The 16711-nt window shown below is 47.7% G+C and carries 17 protein-coding genes; 7 read left to right on the top strand and 10 right to left on the bottom strand.

Features of this window, described 5'->3' with window-relative positions; genetic code table 11:
• Window positions 1-151: 151 nt before the first annotated feature.
• Window positions 152-1030, bottom strand: coding sequence for a PPK2 family polyphosphate kinase (locus B160_RS0121900; protein WP_018630086.1), 879 nt, complete (start codon window positions 1028-1030; stop codon window positions 152-154).
• 206 nt (window positions 1031-1236) lie between these two features.
• Between B160_RS0121900 and B160_RS0121895 the strand changes: the two genes are divergently transcribed.
• Window positions 1237-1563, top strand: a complete 327-nt coding sequence (locus tag B160_RS0121895) for a hypothetical protein (RefSeq protein WP_018630085.1) — start codon at window positions 1237-1239, stop codon at window positions 1561-1563.
• A gap of 95 nt (window positions 1564-1658) precedes the next feature.
• Here the strand turns inward: B160_RS0121895 and B160_RS0121890 are convergent, their stop codons facing one another.
• On the bottom strand, window positions 1659-2543 hold the full coding sequence (locus tag B160_RS0121890; RefSeq protein ID WP_026309940.1) for a DMT family transporter: 885 nt from the start codon (window positions 2541-2543) through the stop codon (window positions 1659-1661).
• A gap of 239 nt (window positions 2544-2782) precedes the next feature.
• Between B160_RS0121890 and B160_RS0121885 the strand changes: the two genes are divergently transcribed.
• The 3 genes from B160_RS0121885 (at window position 2783) to B160_RS0121875 (ending at window position 5859) form a co-directional block, all read left to right on the top strand.
• Window positions 2783-4213, top strand: a complete 1431-nt coding sequence (locus B160_RS0121885) for an arginine deiminase family protein (protein ID WP_026309939.1) — start codon at window positions 2783-2785, stop codon at window positions 4211-4213.
• Window positions 4214-4330: 117 nt separating this feature from the next.
• Window positions 4331-5269, top strand: coding sequence for a citrulline utilization hydrolase CtlX (gene ctlX / locus B160_RS0121880; protein WP_026309938.1), 939 nt, complete (start codon window positions 4331-4333; stop codon window positions 5267-5269).
• Window positions 5266-5859, top strand: coding sequence for a DUF1684 domain-containing protein (locus tag B160_RS0121875; RefSeq protein ID WP_018630081.1), 594 nt, complete (start codon window positions 5266-5268; stop codon window positions 5857-5859). The genes ctlX and B160_RS0121875 overlap by 4 nt, the downstream gene beginning before the upstream one ends.
• Before the next feature lie 5 nt (window positions 5860-5864).
• Here the strand turns inward: B160_RS0121875 and B160_RS0121870 are convergent, their stop codons facing one another.
• From B160_RS0121870 to B160_RS0121850, 5 genes are all read right to left on the bottom strand, one after another.
• On the bottom strand, window positions 5865-6752 hold the full coding sequence (locus tag B160_RS0121870) for an SDR family oxidoreductase (RefSeq protein ID WP_018630080.1): 888 nt from the start codon (window positions 6750-6752) through the stop codon (window positions 5865-5867).
• A 1-nt stretch (window position 6753) separates the two neighbouring features.
• Complete coding sequence (locus tag B160_RS0121865) at window positions 6754-7434, bottom strand: TlpA disulfide reductase family protein (RefSeq protein WP_040680267.1); 681 nt, start codon at window positions 7432-7434, stop codon at window positions 6754-6756.
• Between the two features lie 86 nt (window positions 7435-7520).
• On the bottom strand, window positions 7521-8378 hold the full coding sequence (locus tag B160_RS0121860) for a sigma-70 family RNA polymerase sigma factor (RefSeq protein WP_008585204.1): 858 nt from the start codon (window positions 8376-8378) through the stop codon (window positions 7521-7523).
• 170 nt (window positions 8379-8548) lie between these two features.
• Window positions 8549-9835: a prolipoprotein diacylglyceryl transferase gene (locus B160_RS0121855; RefSeq protein WP_018630078.1), complete on the bottom strand. Its 1287-nt coding sequence runs from the start codon at window positions 9833-9835 to the stop codon at window positions 8549-8551.
• Window positions 9836-9996: 161 nt separating this feature from the next.
• On the bottom strand, window positions 9997-10413 hold the full coding sequence (locus B160_RS0121850) for a BrxA/BrxB family bacilliredoxin (protein WP_018630077.1): 417 nt from the start codon (window positions 10411-10413) through the stop codon (window positions 9997-9999).
• 520 nt (window positions 10414-10933) lie between these two features.
• On the opposite strand from B160_RS0121850, the gene B160_RS0121845 reads away from it, so the two are divergent.
• The 3 genes from B160_RS0121845 to B160_RS0121835 all read left to right on the top strand — a co-directional run bounded on the left by B160_RS0121845 (window position 10934) and on the right by B160_RS0121835 (window position 13269).
• A complete protein-coding gene (locus B160_RS0121845) occupies window positions 10934-11380 on the top strand; it encodes an Hsp20/alpha crystallin family protein (protein WP_018630076.1) in 447 nt (148 codons plus the stop codon).
• Window positions 11381-11550: 170 nt separating this feature from the next.
• Window positions 11551-12840: a hypothetical protein gene (locus tag B160_RS0121840; RefSeq protein WP_157558188.1), complete on the top strand. Its 1290-nt coding sequence runs from the start codon at window positions 11551-11553 to the stop codon at window positions 12838-12840.
• Between the two features lie 81 nt (window positions 12841-12921).
• A complete protein-coding gene (locus tag B160_RS0121835; protein ID WP_026309937.1) occupies window positions 12922-13269 on the top strand; it encodes a hypothetical protein in 348 nt (115 codons plus the stop codon).
• Between the two features lie 33 nt (window positions 13270-13302).
• Here the strand turns inward: B160_RS0121835 and B160_RS31830 are convergent, their stop codons facing one another.
• The 3 genes from B160_RS31830 to B160_RS0121820 all read right to left on the bottom strand — a co-directional run bounded on the left by B160_RS31830 (window position 13303) and on the right by B160_RS0121820 (window position 16649).
• On the bottom strand, window positions 13303-13473 hold the full coding sequence (locus tag B160_RS31830; protein WP_018630073.1) for a hypothetical protein: 171 nt from the start codon (window positions 13471-13473) through the stop codon (window positions 13303-13305).
• Between the two features lie 61 nt (window positions 13474-13534).
• The gene (gene pdeM, locus B160_RS0121825; RefSeq protein ID WP_018630072.1) at window positions 13535-14191 is read right to left on the bottom strand and encodes a ligase-associated DNA damage response endonuclease PdeM; all 657 of its coding nucleotides are present in this window, start codon (window positions 14189-14191) and stop codon (window positions 13535-13537) included.
• The gene (locus B160_RS0121820; protein ID WP_026309936.1) at window positions 14175-16649 is read right to left on the bottom strand and encodes a ligase-associated DNA damage response DEXH box helicase; all 2475 of its coding nucleotides are present in this window, start codon (window positions 16647-16649) and stop codon (window positions 14175-14177) included. The genes pdeM and B160_RS0121820 overlap by 17 nt, the downstream gene beginning before the upstream one ends.
• Between the last annotated feature and the right edge of the window lie 62 nt (window positions 16650-16711).

Here is a 16711-nt window from a genome sequence, read left to right as displayed (position 1 = left end):
GCATCTTTTATACAGCAAAACTAAGCGGACCCGCAGGAAGAAAGAAATGATGAATCCAGATAGCCCATAACTTCAAATTATAACGACAACAGTCTGCTATTCAAATAGGATATTACGATCCGGACCTGTCCGGAGGGGCTTTCCACAGCAGTCATTCCTGTTCCAGCTGTTTCTTATATTGCCGGATATGGTCCTTTATTTCCTTTCCGGGTTGGGGATAGCAGATATCCTTATAGGTCTTCAGCCGCTCCAGGAGAATGGAAGCCACCAGAAAACGGCAGATATCCTTATCATCAGCGGGGATCACATGCCAGGGCGCTTTTGCCGGACTGGTATGCCGGAGCGCATCTTCATAACAAGACATATAGCGCCCCCATAATTTTCTTTCCGCAAGGTCGCCCGGTGAAAATTTCCACTGATGTTTTTCTTTTTCCAGCCGTCTGAGCAGGCGTGCCTTCTGCTCTTCTTTACTGAGATGCAGGAAAAATTTAAACAGGAGGGTCCCGTTATCAACCAGCTGCGCCTCAAAATGATTGATCTGTTCAAAGCGTTTTTTCCAGAAATCCTCCGGCAGGTCGTTTACGGTTTCCACGCCCGGTATATTCTCGTGAAGCAAGTATTCCGGGTGCACCCGGGTCACCAGCACATTTTCATAATGCGTCCGGTTGAATACACCAAATTTCCCCTTTTGCGGCAACGCAATGGCATGACGCCACAGATAATCGTGCTGCAACTCAAGCGCAGAGGGCGTTTTAAAGCTGTTGACCACCACACCCCGGGCGTTGAACTCTTCAAATACCTCACGGATCAGGCTATCCTTGCCTGCGGTATCCATTCCCTGCAGGCAAACCAGCACACTGTACCGGTTGTGCGCATACAATTTCTCCTGAAAGGCGCTTAATTCTTTGCGGATTTCTTTCAGCCGCTCTTTCGCATCTGCAGCCTTTATTTTGGAGGAGATGTCGGTGGAATAATTTTTTAATTTAAAATTCCCGTCTGCCTTAAATTGTTTTTCGAAGTCCGTTTTCATATGCATTTCTTTGGAAGATGAAAGATACTAAATTAGAGATTCTAAACGCCAATTTCTAAATCCCAGGGATCCGGGAACCAAAATTACACCAGCATGTACCCAAAAAACAAATAGCGACCCTATTGTTTTGAGGATAAAGTAAAACCCTTCGAAATTCAATCATTAACAAGGCGATACCTTCATTTCGCCAATAACCTAAAGAAAAAATGAGAACAAAAGTCACATTCTTTGCTATCATTGCTGTGGTCTTACAATTAGCAGCATGTTCAAAAGACAGGAACGGTCATAAAGAAGGATACTATTTTGATGCAAAGGTTGACGGAACCACTAAAAGCTACCTTTACGGAGCAGACATTTTGCCTTATTTCCAGGGAATAAGGAACGCCGCGGGCACCAAATGGGAAAATGTATTACTAACTGCCGGCTCGGCTATGGTCAATGACAATTCCTCGTCGGTATTTTTACTTCAACTATATAACGATGGCGGAAACATCGGAAAAGGGACCTATACATTGGGCAAATATAAAAATTAGTCTCCCCTTCAGCATAGACATTCGTCTGTCATACAGTTGTTGCGCGATCAGCCCCCCTCTGTATCAGCACAGGATCTTCAGGTTCCGCTCCCCTGTCACGAATCCATCGCCTTCCGGCTGTTCCGCTTCAGGATCACTGCATGCAGGATCAGGGTGAGGCTGATGATGGTAAACCCCAGGTAGAACCCGTTGTTCAGCGATTTGTTCTCCTTCAGGATGATGAACGCCATCAGGATCCCGTACAAGGGTTCCAGGTTGTAGGACAAACTTACTGTAAAAGCGGAAAGCTTTTTCAATGCGCTCATGGAAAACTGAAAGGCAACCACGGAACAGAGCCAGGCCAGCACCAGCAACCATAAAAGATCGCTTACGGAAGGCAGCAGCGTTTGCACCGGGAACATCCGGAGGTAAAAAGGCATAAGGAGCGAAAGCGTGATAAACCCACCGGTCATTTGCCAGGTCAATACCGTTTGCATGTTGACCCGCTTCATTGAAAACTTCAGCAGGATGGGGAACAGCGCTGCAAAAAAGGAAGAAACGAACCCCAGTATGATCCCCAGCTTGTATTGGGCATCAAAATGAAAAATAAGATAGATCCCGAATACCGAGCAAAGCCCCAGGATCAGTTCCGCTCTCTTTATCGGAACCCGGTTAAGCAGGGGTTCCAGCAGGGCCGAAAAAAATCCTACTGCCGACAGGCAGACCAACCCGATGGACACATTGCCGTATTTGATGGACGCATAAAAAAATACCCAGTGTAATGCCGACAAAAAGCCGATCCCGGATATTTTCAGAACCTCTTTTACCGGCAATTTTTGCAGCTTGCCCGTTACGCGCATCAGCACCCAAAGCGTCACCGCTGCAATCAGCAACCGGTACCAGACCAGCAGCCCCTCATTTAACGTGATCAGCTCTCCCAAAATACCCGTAAACCCCGCCAATAACACGGCGATATGCAATTGTAAAAACGCCTTTTTCATCAGCATGCAAGCTAATTAAAAGAACTTGGATGCGGAACATTTTGCCGGATACCATTTTGTATTAAGAGCAGCGGACACTATACCGCACCAGGGCCGTGTTGCCCCCGAAACTCTCACCGGCCTCCCTTCTCCGCTATAAAAACGCCTGCAGCAAAAAATGTTAACGCACCGAACGTTGACCGAAAACATTCATTCCCTTATTTTTGTTAATAACAAGCGTTAGCTTTCAATTATTCTATATGCAAATAAATGTAACGTCGGAGATCGGTTTACTAAAAAAACTATTGGTGCACAGCCCGGACAGTGGTATCGGAAAAGTGATCCCTTCCAAAGCACAGGACTGGCTGTTTGAAGATATCGTGCACCTGGACACCATCCGGCGGAAGGAGTACGATTATTATACAAAGTTGCTCCTGTATTTTCTGGATCCTGCACGGATAAAAGGACGTTTACGATCCATCGATGACCCCAAAAATGATCATCATTTTTTCAAGCCCGGGAAAGCCGGTTTCCACAATTCGCGGAACGTTATTGAAATAGAGGTACTGCTGGCAGAAATACTCCGGACCGCCGCTATCAAACAAAAACTGGTAGCTTCCGTGTGTGCGATCGAGAACTGCTCCTACCAGACCCAGGAAATGCTGCTGACGCAAAAGCCCGAAGAGTTGGCCAAAATATTCATCAGCGGTACCGGCAACGACCTGGAGATGCTGTTTCCCCCGGTGCCCAATTTTATTTTTACGCGCGATATCGGTATTGTTATAAAGGACCACATCCTCCTGAACAAACCAGCAAAAAAAGCTCGGCTGCGGGAAGCATTGCTGATGAAGTATATTTTCTTTAACCACCCGCTCTTTAAGGACTACCGCCAGAACATCATTGAACTGTCTGACAGCCCCTATCATTTTCTGCTGCCGGTAGACGCTGATGAGTACAATGTTACGCTGGAGGGCGGTGATGTTATGGTGGTCAGCAGCAACCATGTGGTCATCGGCATCAGCGAACGCACCAGCATGGCTGCGGCGCACCAGGTGGCCACCACGCTTTTTAAAAAGAATATCGTCAGCAAAGTGACCCTGGTGCAGATCCCGCAAAAACGGGAGTACATGCATATCGATACGATCTTTACGCAGGTAAAAAAAGACACCTGGGTCATGCTTGGAGCCTTTTCAAAAAAACGTGCTAAAAAAGAAATGAGCGATGTGATCCTGAGAGCCATCGAAGACCAGAAGCCCGAAATGGCGGTTTCCATTATCCAGTTCCGGAAAAACAATCTTTCCCATCCGGTGCGCTTTACAAATCTTGAGGACCTGCTGACTGACATCAGCAGGAACGACCTTAAGGTAAAAGGAAAGGTAACGATCATTCATTCCGGCAATGACGAATTTCCTTTCGACCTGAGGGAGCAGTGGACGGACAGCTGCAACCTCCTGGCCCTGAAAGACGGCGTAGTGGTGGGTTACGACCGGAACGACAAGACCCTGGAGGCTTTTCGCAAAGAAGGATTCCGGATTATCGACATTAAAACCCTGCTGCCGCAACTGGAAAGCGGAGCTGTTGAGCCGGAAAAGCTGAACAATGCATTCATCACTATTCCGTCGGCAGAGCTTTCAAGAGCCAGGGGTGGCTTTCATTGTATGAGCATGCCGCTGTTGCGGGAAGCACCATAGGGATATGTCCCCCCTGGGGGAATGCCTCCTGCCGGGTTTGTGAAAACAGGCACCAACGCCGGTGCGCCGACGGCATAAACTTTTGTATCTTTAACAATTGCTCATTTATTAACAGATATGCAGACAACCGCTCACTTATTGATGATCCGGCCCATTGCCTTTGGTTATAACGCCGAAACGGCAGTGAACAATGCTTTTCAGAAAAAGAACAATGATTGGAACGTTAATGAAAAAGCCCAGGAAGAATTTGACCGGTTGGTAACCCTGCTAAGAAGTCATCAGATCGACGTTCATGTTCTGCAGGACCAGCCCCAGCCTTACACGCCCGATGCTGTTTTTCCGAATAACTGGATCTCCATGCATGCAGACGGGCAAATCGTGCTCTATCCCATGTTTGCACCCAACCGGCGAACGGAGCGGGCCAAGGACGTTGTTCATCAACTGATGGAACAGTTCATTATTTATTCAAAAGTAGATCTCACCGGCTACGAGAAAGAAAATCTTTTCCTCGAAGGAACAGGCAGCATGGTGCTGGACCGTGTTCATCAAAAGGCTTATGCCTGCCTGTCGCCCCGTACAGACGAAAAGGTGCTGCGCGATTTTTGCGAAGTGCTCGACTTCACACCCGTGCTCTTTCATGCTGCCGACGACAGCGGCACCCCGGTATACCATACCAATGTGATGATGAGCCTTGCGGAGGACTATGCCCTCATTGCAGAGGAAACGATCACCGATGAAGCAGAGCGCAACCAGGTGCTTGGATCACTTACCGGAACGGGAAAAACGATCATCCCCATCAGCATCGATCAAATGGAACACTTTGCGGGCAATGCCTTACAGGTAAGAAATACAGAAGGACAGCGGTTCCTGGTTATGTCCTCTGCCGCTTTTGATTCGTTAACGGAAACGCAACGGCGGCAGCTGGAGGCGTACAATCCCATTTTGCATACCCCCCTTACCACCATTGAACAAAACGGCGGGGGAAGCGCCCGCTGTATGATCGCAGAGATCTTTCTTCCGCAACAAACACATCATTCATCGCAACAGCACTTATGAAACAAATGATCCTCTCTATCCTTGTCCTGTCTTTTGCGGCCACTGCAAGCACACAGGAACTTTACAAAGACAGTATCGACCGGTTTATTGCTGACTATGTAAAGAACCACCAGGTGGTTACCGGTGCGCACAAAAAGCAGTTCCGTTTTTTTCCCGTTGATGAAAGCTACCGGGTAACCGCCCGTTTCACAAAAGAAACAAACAGCACCTGGATGCCGGTGGCCACTTCCAGCGGTAAACCCAAACAATACCGCATTTATGGATGGCTGGAGTTTACCCTGGCCGGAAGCAAACAAAAACTGGCCCTTTACCAGTCGCAGTTCTTACTGCAGCAAAAAGTATATGCCGATTATTTGTTCCTGCCCTTTAAGGATGCTACCAACGGCAAGGAAAGCTATGCCACGGGGCGGTACCTGGATCTGAAGACAACCGATATCCGCAACGGGCAGTTAATTTTGGATTTCAATAAGGCCTATAACCCTTATTGCGCTTACGTTAGCGAAGGGTACAGCTGCCCGGTTCCGCCCCGGGAGAATCATCTGAAGATCGCCATAAACGCGGGCGAGCAGCAATTTGCAAAAGAAGAATAGGCGCTTTATCCCCCAAGCGTTCTTTGCAACCCTTCCTGAAAAGATAAGGGCCTGTAGCCCAGCAGTTGTTTTGCGCGGGACACGTCCAGGCCGCTTTTTAACGGGCGTTTTGCCACGGCATGCAGCGAAGCCGTGGTTACCGGCTCCAGCAAATGATCTGCAATGCCCATATACTCCGCCACCTTCATTGCCATCCGGTAAGGCGACAACACATCCTCACCACACAGGTGAAAGATACCCGGCGCTCTTTTTTCGATGATCGCCGCAATTCCTTTTGCCAGGTCGCCGGCATACGTGGGTGTCCGCTCCTGGTCGTCCACCACTTTATACGGTTCACGATCCCGGAGTTTTTTGGAGATCATGGTCACAAAGCAATCACGCCCATGCAGGGGCTTTCCATACACAAATACCGTACGTACAACCGCCCAGCCATGCGCATATTCCTGCACGGCCTCTTCCGCTTCCAGCTTGGTCCGGCCATAATAGTTGACCGGGTCTGCCGGATCCTGCTCCCCATGCATGCCTTCCTTCCCGTTAAAAATAAAATCGGTTGATAAAAAGATAAAAAAGCTCCGGCACGCGGCTGCATTCAACAGCAGCTGCACCGTTCCCACCGTATTGACCCTATAGGCTTCCGCCTGGTCTTTTTCACAATCATCTGGTTTGCTTTGGGCACCGCTGTGCACCACTACTTCCGGCTGTATCGCTTCAAAAGCGGCATCCAGCGCATACGGATCAGTAAAATCCATTTGTACAAAGCGGTAATTGGGCGCTTTAAACGCAGATCGGTCTTCCGTACGCGAAGACGCAAACACGGTGTGCCCGGCCTCCAGCAATTGCTGCACCACATAACTTCCTACCAGCCCGTTTGAGCCTGTTACTAGAATTTTCATGCTATTTTAATTGATTCATGATTTCAGCATTGCTTCCAACTACGTTCACCTCCCATTTACCGGTATCGGGATTCTTTTTAAGCGGCGTGCCGGTACTGACTTTACGGATCACTCCGTTACGGTCTATAAAGAAATGAGCGGGATAACCATCAATCCCGAGTTCTTTAAATAGTGCACTGCTGCTTACAATATTAAAATTAAACGGATGGGCTGCCAAAAACGTTTTGAGCTCCGCCTCAGATTCAGGGGCAATGGCAAAGAATAAAGCTTTTTTGCCTTTATACAAGTCCTTCAATTGATTGAGATCCGGTATTTCTGCTACGCAGGGACCGCAGAAAACCGACCAAAAGTTGAAGTAAAGCACATAGCCTTTTAATTTCCGGCTATCGTAACGCCTGCCGCGTATATCCGAAAAAGAGAGTGCCGGCAATTGCTTCTTTTCATATTTTCCCACGATCTCCTGTGGGGCTATTTTATTTATCTTGCTGTTAACAAAAATGGTATCCCCTTTTTTTTCACTGCTGATCAGGGATATGGCCACATTTCCGGCACCCAGAATACTATCAAACTGCCTTTGATCGTAAACCGGACCGTTGTCCAGCCGGTACATTTTGATCTCATTTTGTCCCGATGCATTCCAAACGCATAATACCACGCAGTGTAATGCAACCACTTTCTTCATAGCGGAAAATAAATCTACTCCGGCAAGAACAAAAAAAAACCCCGAAAATAGTCCGAAGCTTTTTATTACTTTATCAAAAATTCAACCTATCCCAGGTATGATTTCAGTGCACTGCTATAACGTGCTTTCTGCAAACGCTTGATGGCTCTTTCCTTTATCTGGCGGATACGCTCCTTGGTGAGGTCATATTTCTGACCGATCTGCTCGATCGTCACACCATTTTCCCCATCCAGGCCAAAGTACGCGTTTACGATTTCAGCTTCTCTTGGAGAAAGTGATTTCAAAACACGGCGGATCTCATTGCGCAACGAATCCTTCATCACATCATCATCTGTATCCGAACCGCCTTCCAGCAGGTCGCCCATGGCCACATCTTCGGCTTCATGCACCGGGGCATCCAGTGAAGTATGGCGGGTATTGCTCTGAAAAATATTATTGATCTCTGTTTCACTCATTTCCAGCAGCTCCGACAACTCTTCTGTGGAGGGCTCCCGCTCGTGCTCCTGTTCAAAAGCCATATACGCCTTATTGGCTTTATTATAGGTTCCGATCTTGTTCTGTGGCAAACGCACCAGTCTTCCCTGCTCTGCCAGAGCCTGCAAAATGGACTGGCGGATCCACCAAACCGCATAAGAAATAAACTTAAAACCTTTGGTTTCATCAAAACGTTGCGCAGCCTTGATCAACCCGAGGTTCCCCTCGTTGATCAGATCGCTTAACGAAAGCCCCTGGTGTTGGTATTGCTTTGCTACGGACACCACAAAACGCAGGTTCGCCTGAACCAGTTTATCCAATGCACGCTGATCACCCATTTTTATCTTCTGGGCCAGTGTTGTTTCCTCCTCAGGCGTGATCATGGAAATCTTCGAAATTTCCTGCAGATATTTTTCGACCGCCTGAGAATCACGGTTAGTAATTTGTGTAGCAATTTTTAGCTGGCGCATAATAAAATTTAGTTATAATAGCCTTCCGGAAAGGGCCCGGATTTCCTATAGGATAATATTAACAGTTTTTTTAAAAACATTCAAAGATACAACAGAATTTGCGAAAAACCATCTGGTATCAGAACTTATCTGTAATATAACAGTTTTTTAAAAAGATAGTTATCCTTAGATTATGACGTTTTTAAAGGGGTGTTTCCTTCCCGGTTCATGCGTTTTAATGCAATGATCATCAGAATTCCGCCAATGACCATCAAAAACGAGATCAGTTCCGCCTGTGTGATCTGCATGCCGAGGAATTCCATTTTCACGTTTACCCGGATCTTTTCTATGAAAAATCGTTCCAAGCCATTTAATATCAAATAGATGCCAAAAAGCATGCCGGGTGTTTTAAAGCGCTTCCGGATCAGCCACAGTAGGCCAAAAAGAAGAAGTCCCATAATGATCTCATAAAGAGAGGTAGGAAATACGGGAACCGGGAGGTGATTGCAGTATTTGCCGGTGCAGCCTGCAAGGGCTATACCGGTTTCGTTCACATTGTGCGGAAAATCATAGGCAAAAAACCAGTCGGGCAAAAAGCTCAGGAATCCCGGTTTCGGAAAAAATGCATGATGTGTGGAATTGTGTGCAAAGAAGTCTGCCTGCTGCGCCACGGTTGCCTGAAAATCGCTCAGGGAGGCCGGAACAACTCCTCCGGCTGCCGTTGTTTTGAACGCAGCATTATAAATGCCCCAGTCCCCATCGCCGGCAACCTGGCAGCCGATGCGCCCCAGGCCGTATGCCAGCATCATCACCGGGGCCATTACATCGAGGAAATGCCGGAAAGGGATCTGGTGCTTACGGGTATACCACCAAAGGGCGATACCGGCACAGATCAGTCCGCCATAAAAGGTCAGCCCCGACATCGAAAAAATAGAGGACGGGTCTTTAATGAATGAATCCCAGTTCTCAAAAGTGTCGAACAATTTAGCGCCCAGCAACCCGAAAATGATCGCGATCATGGTGATCTCCCCCACCCGGTCGTGCGGCCAGACCCTGATCGTGCGCGTTTCGGGCGTGGCCAGCTTCTGCCGGTTCTTTTCGCGCCATTTTATAAAAGCAAATACCAATCCCAGCCCGATGCCCGCCAGCCAGTTGCCGCGGGAAGAAAAGATATATTCCTGCGGGTTAACAGCATTGCCGTTTGCAAGGAACAGTCCGATGATCTTGTATCCAAGCAGAAAACCAAGGCCAAAGTTCGCGCCCAGCTCCGCCGTTGAAGCCGGTTTGCCCACCACCACTTTTTCCTCTACCGGGCCCAGCAGCCCTTCTTTTCCTTTCCGGCGAAGCTCCTTTGCCAGTACAATGGAACAGATGATAAAGGCCAGCGCAACAAAAAAACCAAAGGAATTTACAAAATGCAGAAAGTTCCACTCAATTCCGAAAAAATCTTTAAATACGTAATACAGGTTTGGATACATGCGTTAAAATTGAGCACAATATTACAAATATAAGGCAGGTTTAAGGTTTAAACACTTAAAAGTTTTCCTTTTAGCACCCGCTGTAGTTTCGAAACGGGCAAAAGAAAAGGTCCTGCATTCTTCCATGTAGGACCTTCTGTTCATTAACCCCCGGGGCGTAATTAATTGCAATACTCGTCAAAAGCAGCGATCAGATTCTGAGCGATCATTTGCGCAGAGCGCCCCTCGATCTGATGACGTTCGATAAAATGCACCAACGCTCCGTCTTTAAACAAAGCAATGGAGGGAGAAGACGGCGGGTAGGGTAACAAATGCTCCCGTACCTTGCTTACCGCATCCATATCGAACCCGGCAAAACTGGTGGTCAGATGGTCCGGCTTTTTTTCCGTATTGGCTACTGCCAACAAAACACCGGGCCGTGCCGTTCCGGCAGAACATCCGCATACCGAATTAATTACCAAAAGATTGGTTCCTTTTTTTGCTAATGAAGCTTCTACAGCTTCCGGGGTGGAAAGATTTTCAAAACCGTTGTCGGTCAATTCTTCCATCATCGGGATCACTATTTCCTGTGGATACATAATTTATATTAATTTAAAACGATAACACAAAAATAGATAAAAAGTTGGTGCGATGATGAAGAGGAGCATTCCGGTTCTTGACGGTGATTTATAAAAGAGCCGAATGACGCCCCGGAGAACCAGGGGAGGCGCAAGAAAATATGTAAAAGGGCCTTACGGATTTCACAGACTGGCACAGACTTAAAATGATTCAATACAAATCTGTAAAACTCTGTGCCATCTGTGAGCATAAAAAACGCTGCGGATCCGCGGCACTTATACTATGAAGTTCTTAATTCTTTGCCGCCGATGCGCAGATCATGAATGGCCGGCAAGTGAATCGCGGCAACATCCAACCGATGGATCTGCGGCATCCTCTCTCCAGCAAACTGACAATTCATACGCTAAACACTATCGAATAATGACATTTTGTCAATAAAATTGGACAAATAATGTCATTATTTCCGATACTTTGAATTGGTCGCTAATTTGAACTATTGGAAACGAATCAAAATTTTAAAATTTATTAAAACGAATAGCAATGACAAACGTAAAATTCAACGGTACCCCTTTCGAAAGAACATTGACCAGCCTGGTAGACGATTTCATGACGGAGATCCCCACTCTTTTCAAGACGGAAGTAAAAAATCCGAATATTAAAGGATTCGTACCCGTAAACATCCTTGAAAAAGAAAACGAGTACCAGATCGAAGTTGTAGCGCCCGGATTTGAAAAAGGCGATTTCAAGATCAACCTTGACCAACAAATCCTGACGATCGCTGTTGATAAAAGCGAGGAAGCCTCTGCCACAACGGGTAAAACGATCCGCAAGGAGTTCCGGACCCGGTCTTTTAAAAGGACCTTTACCGTTGACGACAAAGTGGATACGGATAAAATTGAAGCCAAATATGTTAATGGTATCTTAATAGTGACCATTCAGAAAAAGGAAAATATAAAAACGGCGTCAAAAGATATAGAAGTTCTTTAATGATCTAAAAAGACACATAAATTTTTCTCATAAGCAGTTAGTTTTGGTTTAGAGCCCGTTGTTTCTACAATGGGCTTTTTTATTTTCCGCGCTTCAAATAAAACCTTATTCCCGCGCAGTTCGTCATAATCCAGTAAATTCGCAAATCATTTTAACCGCCCATTATGATCATGCTTAGAAAAATAATATTTTTTACAGCGCTTGTGCTTACCGGTTCCGGAGCACTCAATGCCCAGGTTATAAATGACTCTGTAAACCTTCCCTCGATCAATAACAATGTTTACCGTCATATCGATACAGCCCTGAGGATCATTAACCTGAACCCATTTTTTTCGTTGCACGTAGACTCCAGCCTGTCGTATAAACTACAGATCAACAAGCCTGTCAAAAACTATTACTGGTTCCTGAAGGATGCGCCAACCGGATTGCGGATCGACAAGGACAATGGTACCCTCTCCTTTAAGGCCAATAAATCCCTGTTCATGGCCGGCAGGTTGAAATACGACACCAAATATCCCGTACAGATCGGGGTACAGAACCTTTCGGATCCCAATGACCGGGTAGACACTTCGTTTACGATTTCATTTTACAGCACCGATATTATTTTTCCACGGGTAAAGCCGTCCGTTGTAAGCCCGGTGTATATTGAAGAAGGCAATAAACTGGCCTTCAATATTCTTTGCGATAACGGAAATTTTTCCATTGAGCGGATCCTCGTTTCCAGTAACATCTCCATTGGCAATTTTAAACTGCCCAAGAGCTGCGATGATACCTTTGAATGGACGCCGGGCTACGACTTTGTGAACGAAAAAGACTCAGCCCGTGTAAAGATCGTAAACCTGATGTTCATCGGTACCACCCAGTTTAATTTTACGGATACAGCCCGCGTACGCGTCGTTATCAGAAACGCCCTGAATTTTGACATCGCTACCCGGGAATATAATGACGCCGTGGAAAATATGAACCGCTGGCTCCTGCGGTATAAATACACTTTTCTCCAGCTGGATAAAAAGCTAAAGAATACAAAAAGCTGGCGGTCTGGTTTCGACATTACCACGGCAACCACTACCCTCACCGGAACTGTTCTGGCAACCACTGCGGATCCTAAAGATGAAAAGGACAAGGGAAGGGCCAATACCGGGAAGATCCTGCCAAGCATCGGCATAGTGGCTTTGCCGGTAAAGGAAGCTGCAGCACCGGTAAAAAATGTGGAACAAAACCAGGCCAGCCTGCTCCGGGCCAATATTAAACGGCTCGAATATGTGCTCTTTGATAATAAACTGTCCAGCGACCGCGACCCGAATATTGCAACAAAAACGGAAGCTATTAAAAAAGAGCTCCGGCAAAGCCAGACCCAGCTGGCAGAAGTGCCCACCGAAATAGCGGAGACGATGTCGGAAGACCAGATCAATAAATACTTTGACAGTCCCCGGGTGCAGCGCAAATACCGTTTAAAATAACGCTTTCTTCATCCTTTTTGGCGCAGTTTCTGTTTTAGAATGGAAGAGAATAAGATTTCTGACATCCTAAACCGCTATATTATGCAACAAAAAACAGAAATGACCACACTTACCCAGGTGTTGGAAAAACTGAAGCAAAAAGATATTGATCAGGAAATCACGATGAACGACCGGAAGCAGATGGTTTCAGAAAAGCACCGCCTCGTATACCAACCCGAAGACCTCCTGATCATTAAAACCTTCCGTTTTGAAGACGAATCGGATCCGGATAACAATACGGTACTCTATGTAACAAAGGACCAGGAGGGTAACCACGGTTATATCCTGGATGTTTATGGCCCGTACAGCAGCCATGAAGGCCCCGAGTTTGACGATTTTATCAAAAAGATCCCGATGGATGAACGGAACGACCAGGAATTGTTTGAATAGAATATTTCCGCACGCGATCAACGGAACAGCCGGCTAATCCTTTTTCCTTTTCACATCCTTTTCGTGTTTTCTTTTCAGATCTTCTTCTGAAGAGGGATGATGCGGAAAACCAGGCAGATCCTGTGTGATCTTCGGATCATTGCTTTGCTCCACTTCCTTTTTTTTATCGATCGGATTTGCCGTCTTATGCTTTTTTACACCCATAACACCTCCTGTTTTCTATAAATAAGACAAAATATGATGCCAAACACCCAGGCTACCGCTGTTAAAACCGGAAGATCTTTTCATCGCTTATCACAAAAAAACGGGGATTATTTTCCTTATTGAACGATGTGCATAAGCCGGTAAAAGCGCTGAAGGCAGGTAACAGCAAATGATCGGGCCCATGCACAAAGCAAGGCAGGCAAAGCGATTGCCGGGCTTTTCCGCTGATCGTATAGCCCGGATGTATGTGCCCGGAGATCGTGATCCACTCTTTACATACCGTCTCCGCGGCGTGTATAAAACGGAACGGGGTCTGAAAATATTCCGGACCGGTAACCTGTACTGCCAGCGCTCCGTAGTCCATATCCATATGCCGGTCATGATTACCGGGTACCAGCACAAACTGTAATGCCTTGTAGGATTGCCGCCAGTCTTTAAAAAACAGGATATCCTTATTAAACCGGTGATGAAACAAGTCGCCGGCCACCAGTACCTGCTCCGGCTTAAACTGTTCAATCAGTTCCGCCAGGCGCTGCAGGTCATCCTGCGTTACCCCGGTAGAAACGGGGATGCCATGCGAACGGAAATAACCGGTTTTTCCAAGATGCAGGTCTGCCAGCACCAGCATTTTCTGAGCAGGCCAGTAAACCGCTCTTGCGGCAGAAAGGATCAGCAATTCATCCCTGTAAACGATTTCCACACTATTTGTTCCCGGCATCTTTTCTCCTTGTTTTATGTTGGGCCTCTTCCTGCATCCGCCGGATCTTCGTGTCCAGCTCTTCGCTGCTTAAATTCTGACGGAGGCTGTCCACCTTTATCGGAAAACTCAGTGGTGTAAACGCCCCGGCCCGGATGATCACTATTTTGCTTCTGAGTATACGCTGCAGGGCAGCCATCAGCCGCGGTTCTTCCAGCTGCTGATAAAACACTTCATCAAATGCCTGCCGCAACAAAAGGTTCTGCGGATCATATTGCTCAAAGATCCGGAAGATCAGGCCCGAAGACGACTGAAGGTTTTTATTGTTTTTTAAATGCCCGGCATAGTTGCGCATTACCAGGCCCGCTATAACCGAAATATCCCTGAATTTACGGCCCGCCATCTCTGCTGCGTTAATGCTTTTGCTGATATCTGCCGTCAGGTTTTCGGTTGAAAAGATCGTTTTCAGTTGCTCCGGGGTAAATTCCAGTTGCTGATCGCTCAGCAGCTCAAAGCCATAATCATTCATCGCCATGGAAAAGGTGATGGGCCGGATCCTGCTAAAGCGATAGGCTACCAGTGCCGCCATCACTTCATGCACCAGCCGTCCTTCAAAGGGGTACATATAGATATGATGGCCGTCCTTTGTTTCGATCAACTCGATCAGGAATTCGTCTTCCGCCGGTACATGGGATACCTGCTGCTGCTGTACAAATAAAGGATATAACGCTTTCAACTCTTTGTCGTGGGTACCGGGGTTCAATGCATCCGTGTACTTGTGCCGCAATAAGGCACTGAGGTTGGAAGAAAGCGGCAGCCGCCCGCCCATCCAGCTGGGGGTGATCGCCCGCTTCGCCTTGCTATGCCGCACCAGTACCGTCATCTCTTTGATCATCACGAACTCCACCACTTTTCCGGCCAGGCCGAAGGTGTCGCCCGGCAGCAACCGGGCAACAAAATATTCCTCCACCATTCCAATATACCCCCCCGACAAATACTTCACTTTCAGCATGGGGTCGCTGACGATCACACCCAGGTTCATCCGGTGCATCATCGCGATCTTCCGGCTTTTTACCCGGTAAAGGCCCTCCTCTATGACCACTTTCTGGAATTCGTCGTAAGCATGCAGCACGTCACCGCCCCAGGTCACGAACCGCAGCAGCCATTGCCATTCTTCCGGCTTCAGCAGGTGGAAACAGTAGGTTTGTTTTACTTCTTCAAACAGCGCTTCTTCCCGGAAGCCCTCACCCACGGCCAGCGTTACCAGGTATTGTACCAGCACATCAAACGCAAGCACCAGCGGCACGCGGTCCTCGATGATCTTTTCCTTTGCGGCTTCCTTCAGCGCTGCAGCTTCTACCAGCTCCAGCGAATGCGTGGGCAAAAAATAGATCCGGGAAGTTTCAAACGGCGAATGCCCGCTGCGCCCCGCCCGTTGTAAAAACCGGGCTACACCCTTTGGCGAACCGATCTGTATAACGGTATCCACCGGTTTAAAATCGACCCCGAGATCGAGCGACGATGTACAGATCACCACTTTCAGCTGACCGGTATGCAACCGTTCCTCGATCCAGGCGCGCAATGCGGCATCCACAGAACCATGGTGCAGGGCTAGTTGCCCTGCCAGGTCCGGTGCTGCGCTCAGCAGCACCTGGTACCAGAGCTCCGACTGACCGCGCGTATTGGTAAAGATCAGGGTGGTATTGCTTTCCTGGATCACCGGTAGCAGGCGCTTTGCCAACCGGGTACCCAGGTGCCCGGCCCAGGGCAACTCCTCAATATGGTCCGGTATGATGGACAGGATGGACGTTTTCTTTTGCTCCTTTGCCTGTATCCGGATCCGCCGGCCCGATGCATGCGGCAGCAACACCGCCAGCGCTTCGTCCACATTCCCGATCGTTGCCGAAATACCCCACACCCGCATGCCAGGAGCAATTCCCTTTAAGCGGGCAATGGCCAGCTCGGTCAATACCCCCCTTTTGCTTCCCAGCAGCTCGTGCCATTCATCCACCACAATGCATTGCAGGGACTTAAAAAGAGCCGTATTATTTTTTTGGGCAAACAACAGATGCAGGCTCTCCGGGGTAATGATCAGCACTTCGGGCATTTTCTTTTTCTGCCGCTGGCGCTCGGCCACCGGGGTATCGCCATTCCGCACTCCTACCTCCCAATCCAGTCCGATCTCCTCCAATGCGGTCTTCATGGCCCTTCCCAGGTCTTTGGCCAGCGATCTCAGGGGTGTTACCCACAATAGTTTCAGCCCGTTGCCATAGGAACCGGGATCGTTTAAATAGTGGATCACCAGGGCCAGGAACACGGAAAACGTTTTGCCAAAACCAGTTGGTGCGATCACCAGGCCGGAATACCCTTCTGCAAACCTTTTCCAGGTTTCCTTCTGAAAATGAAAAGGGCGCCTGGACGCGCGTTGCATCCACTCATCAATTATCTGATACCCCACCGATCTTTCAAAACGCGCCACACCATGATGTTTTTGTAGTAAGTGCCTCGAATTCGTCTTAAATTGAGGACGAAACAGGTAAA

This window comes from Niabella aurantiaca DSM 17617 (genome assembly GCF_000374125.1).
In the GTDB taxonomy this organism is placed as follows: Bacteria; Bacteroidota; Bacteroidia; order Chitinophagales; family Chitinophagaceae; genus Niabella; species Niabella aurantiaca.
Note: the sequence above shows the minus strand (reverse complement) of the source record. Positions and strands in the feature narration are given on the sequence as shown.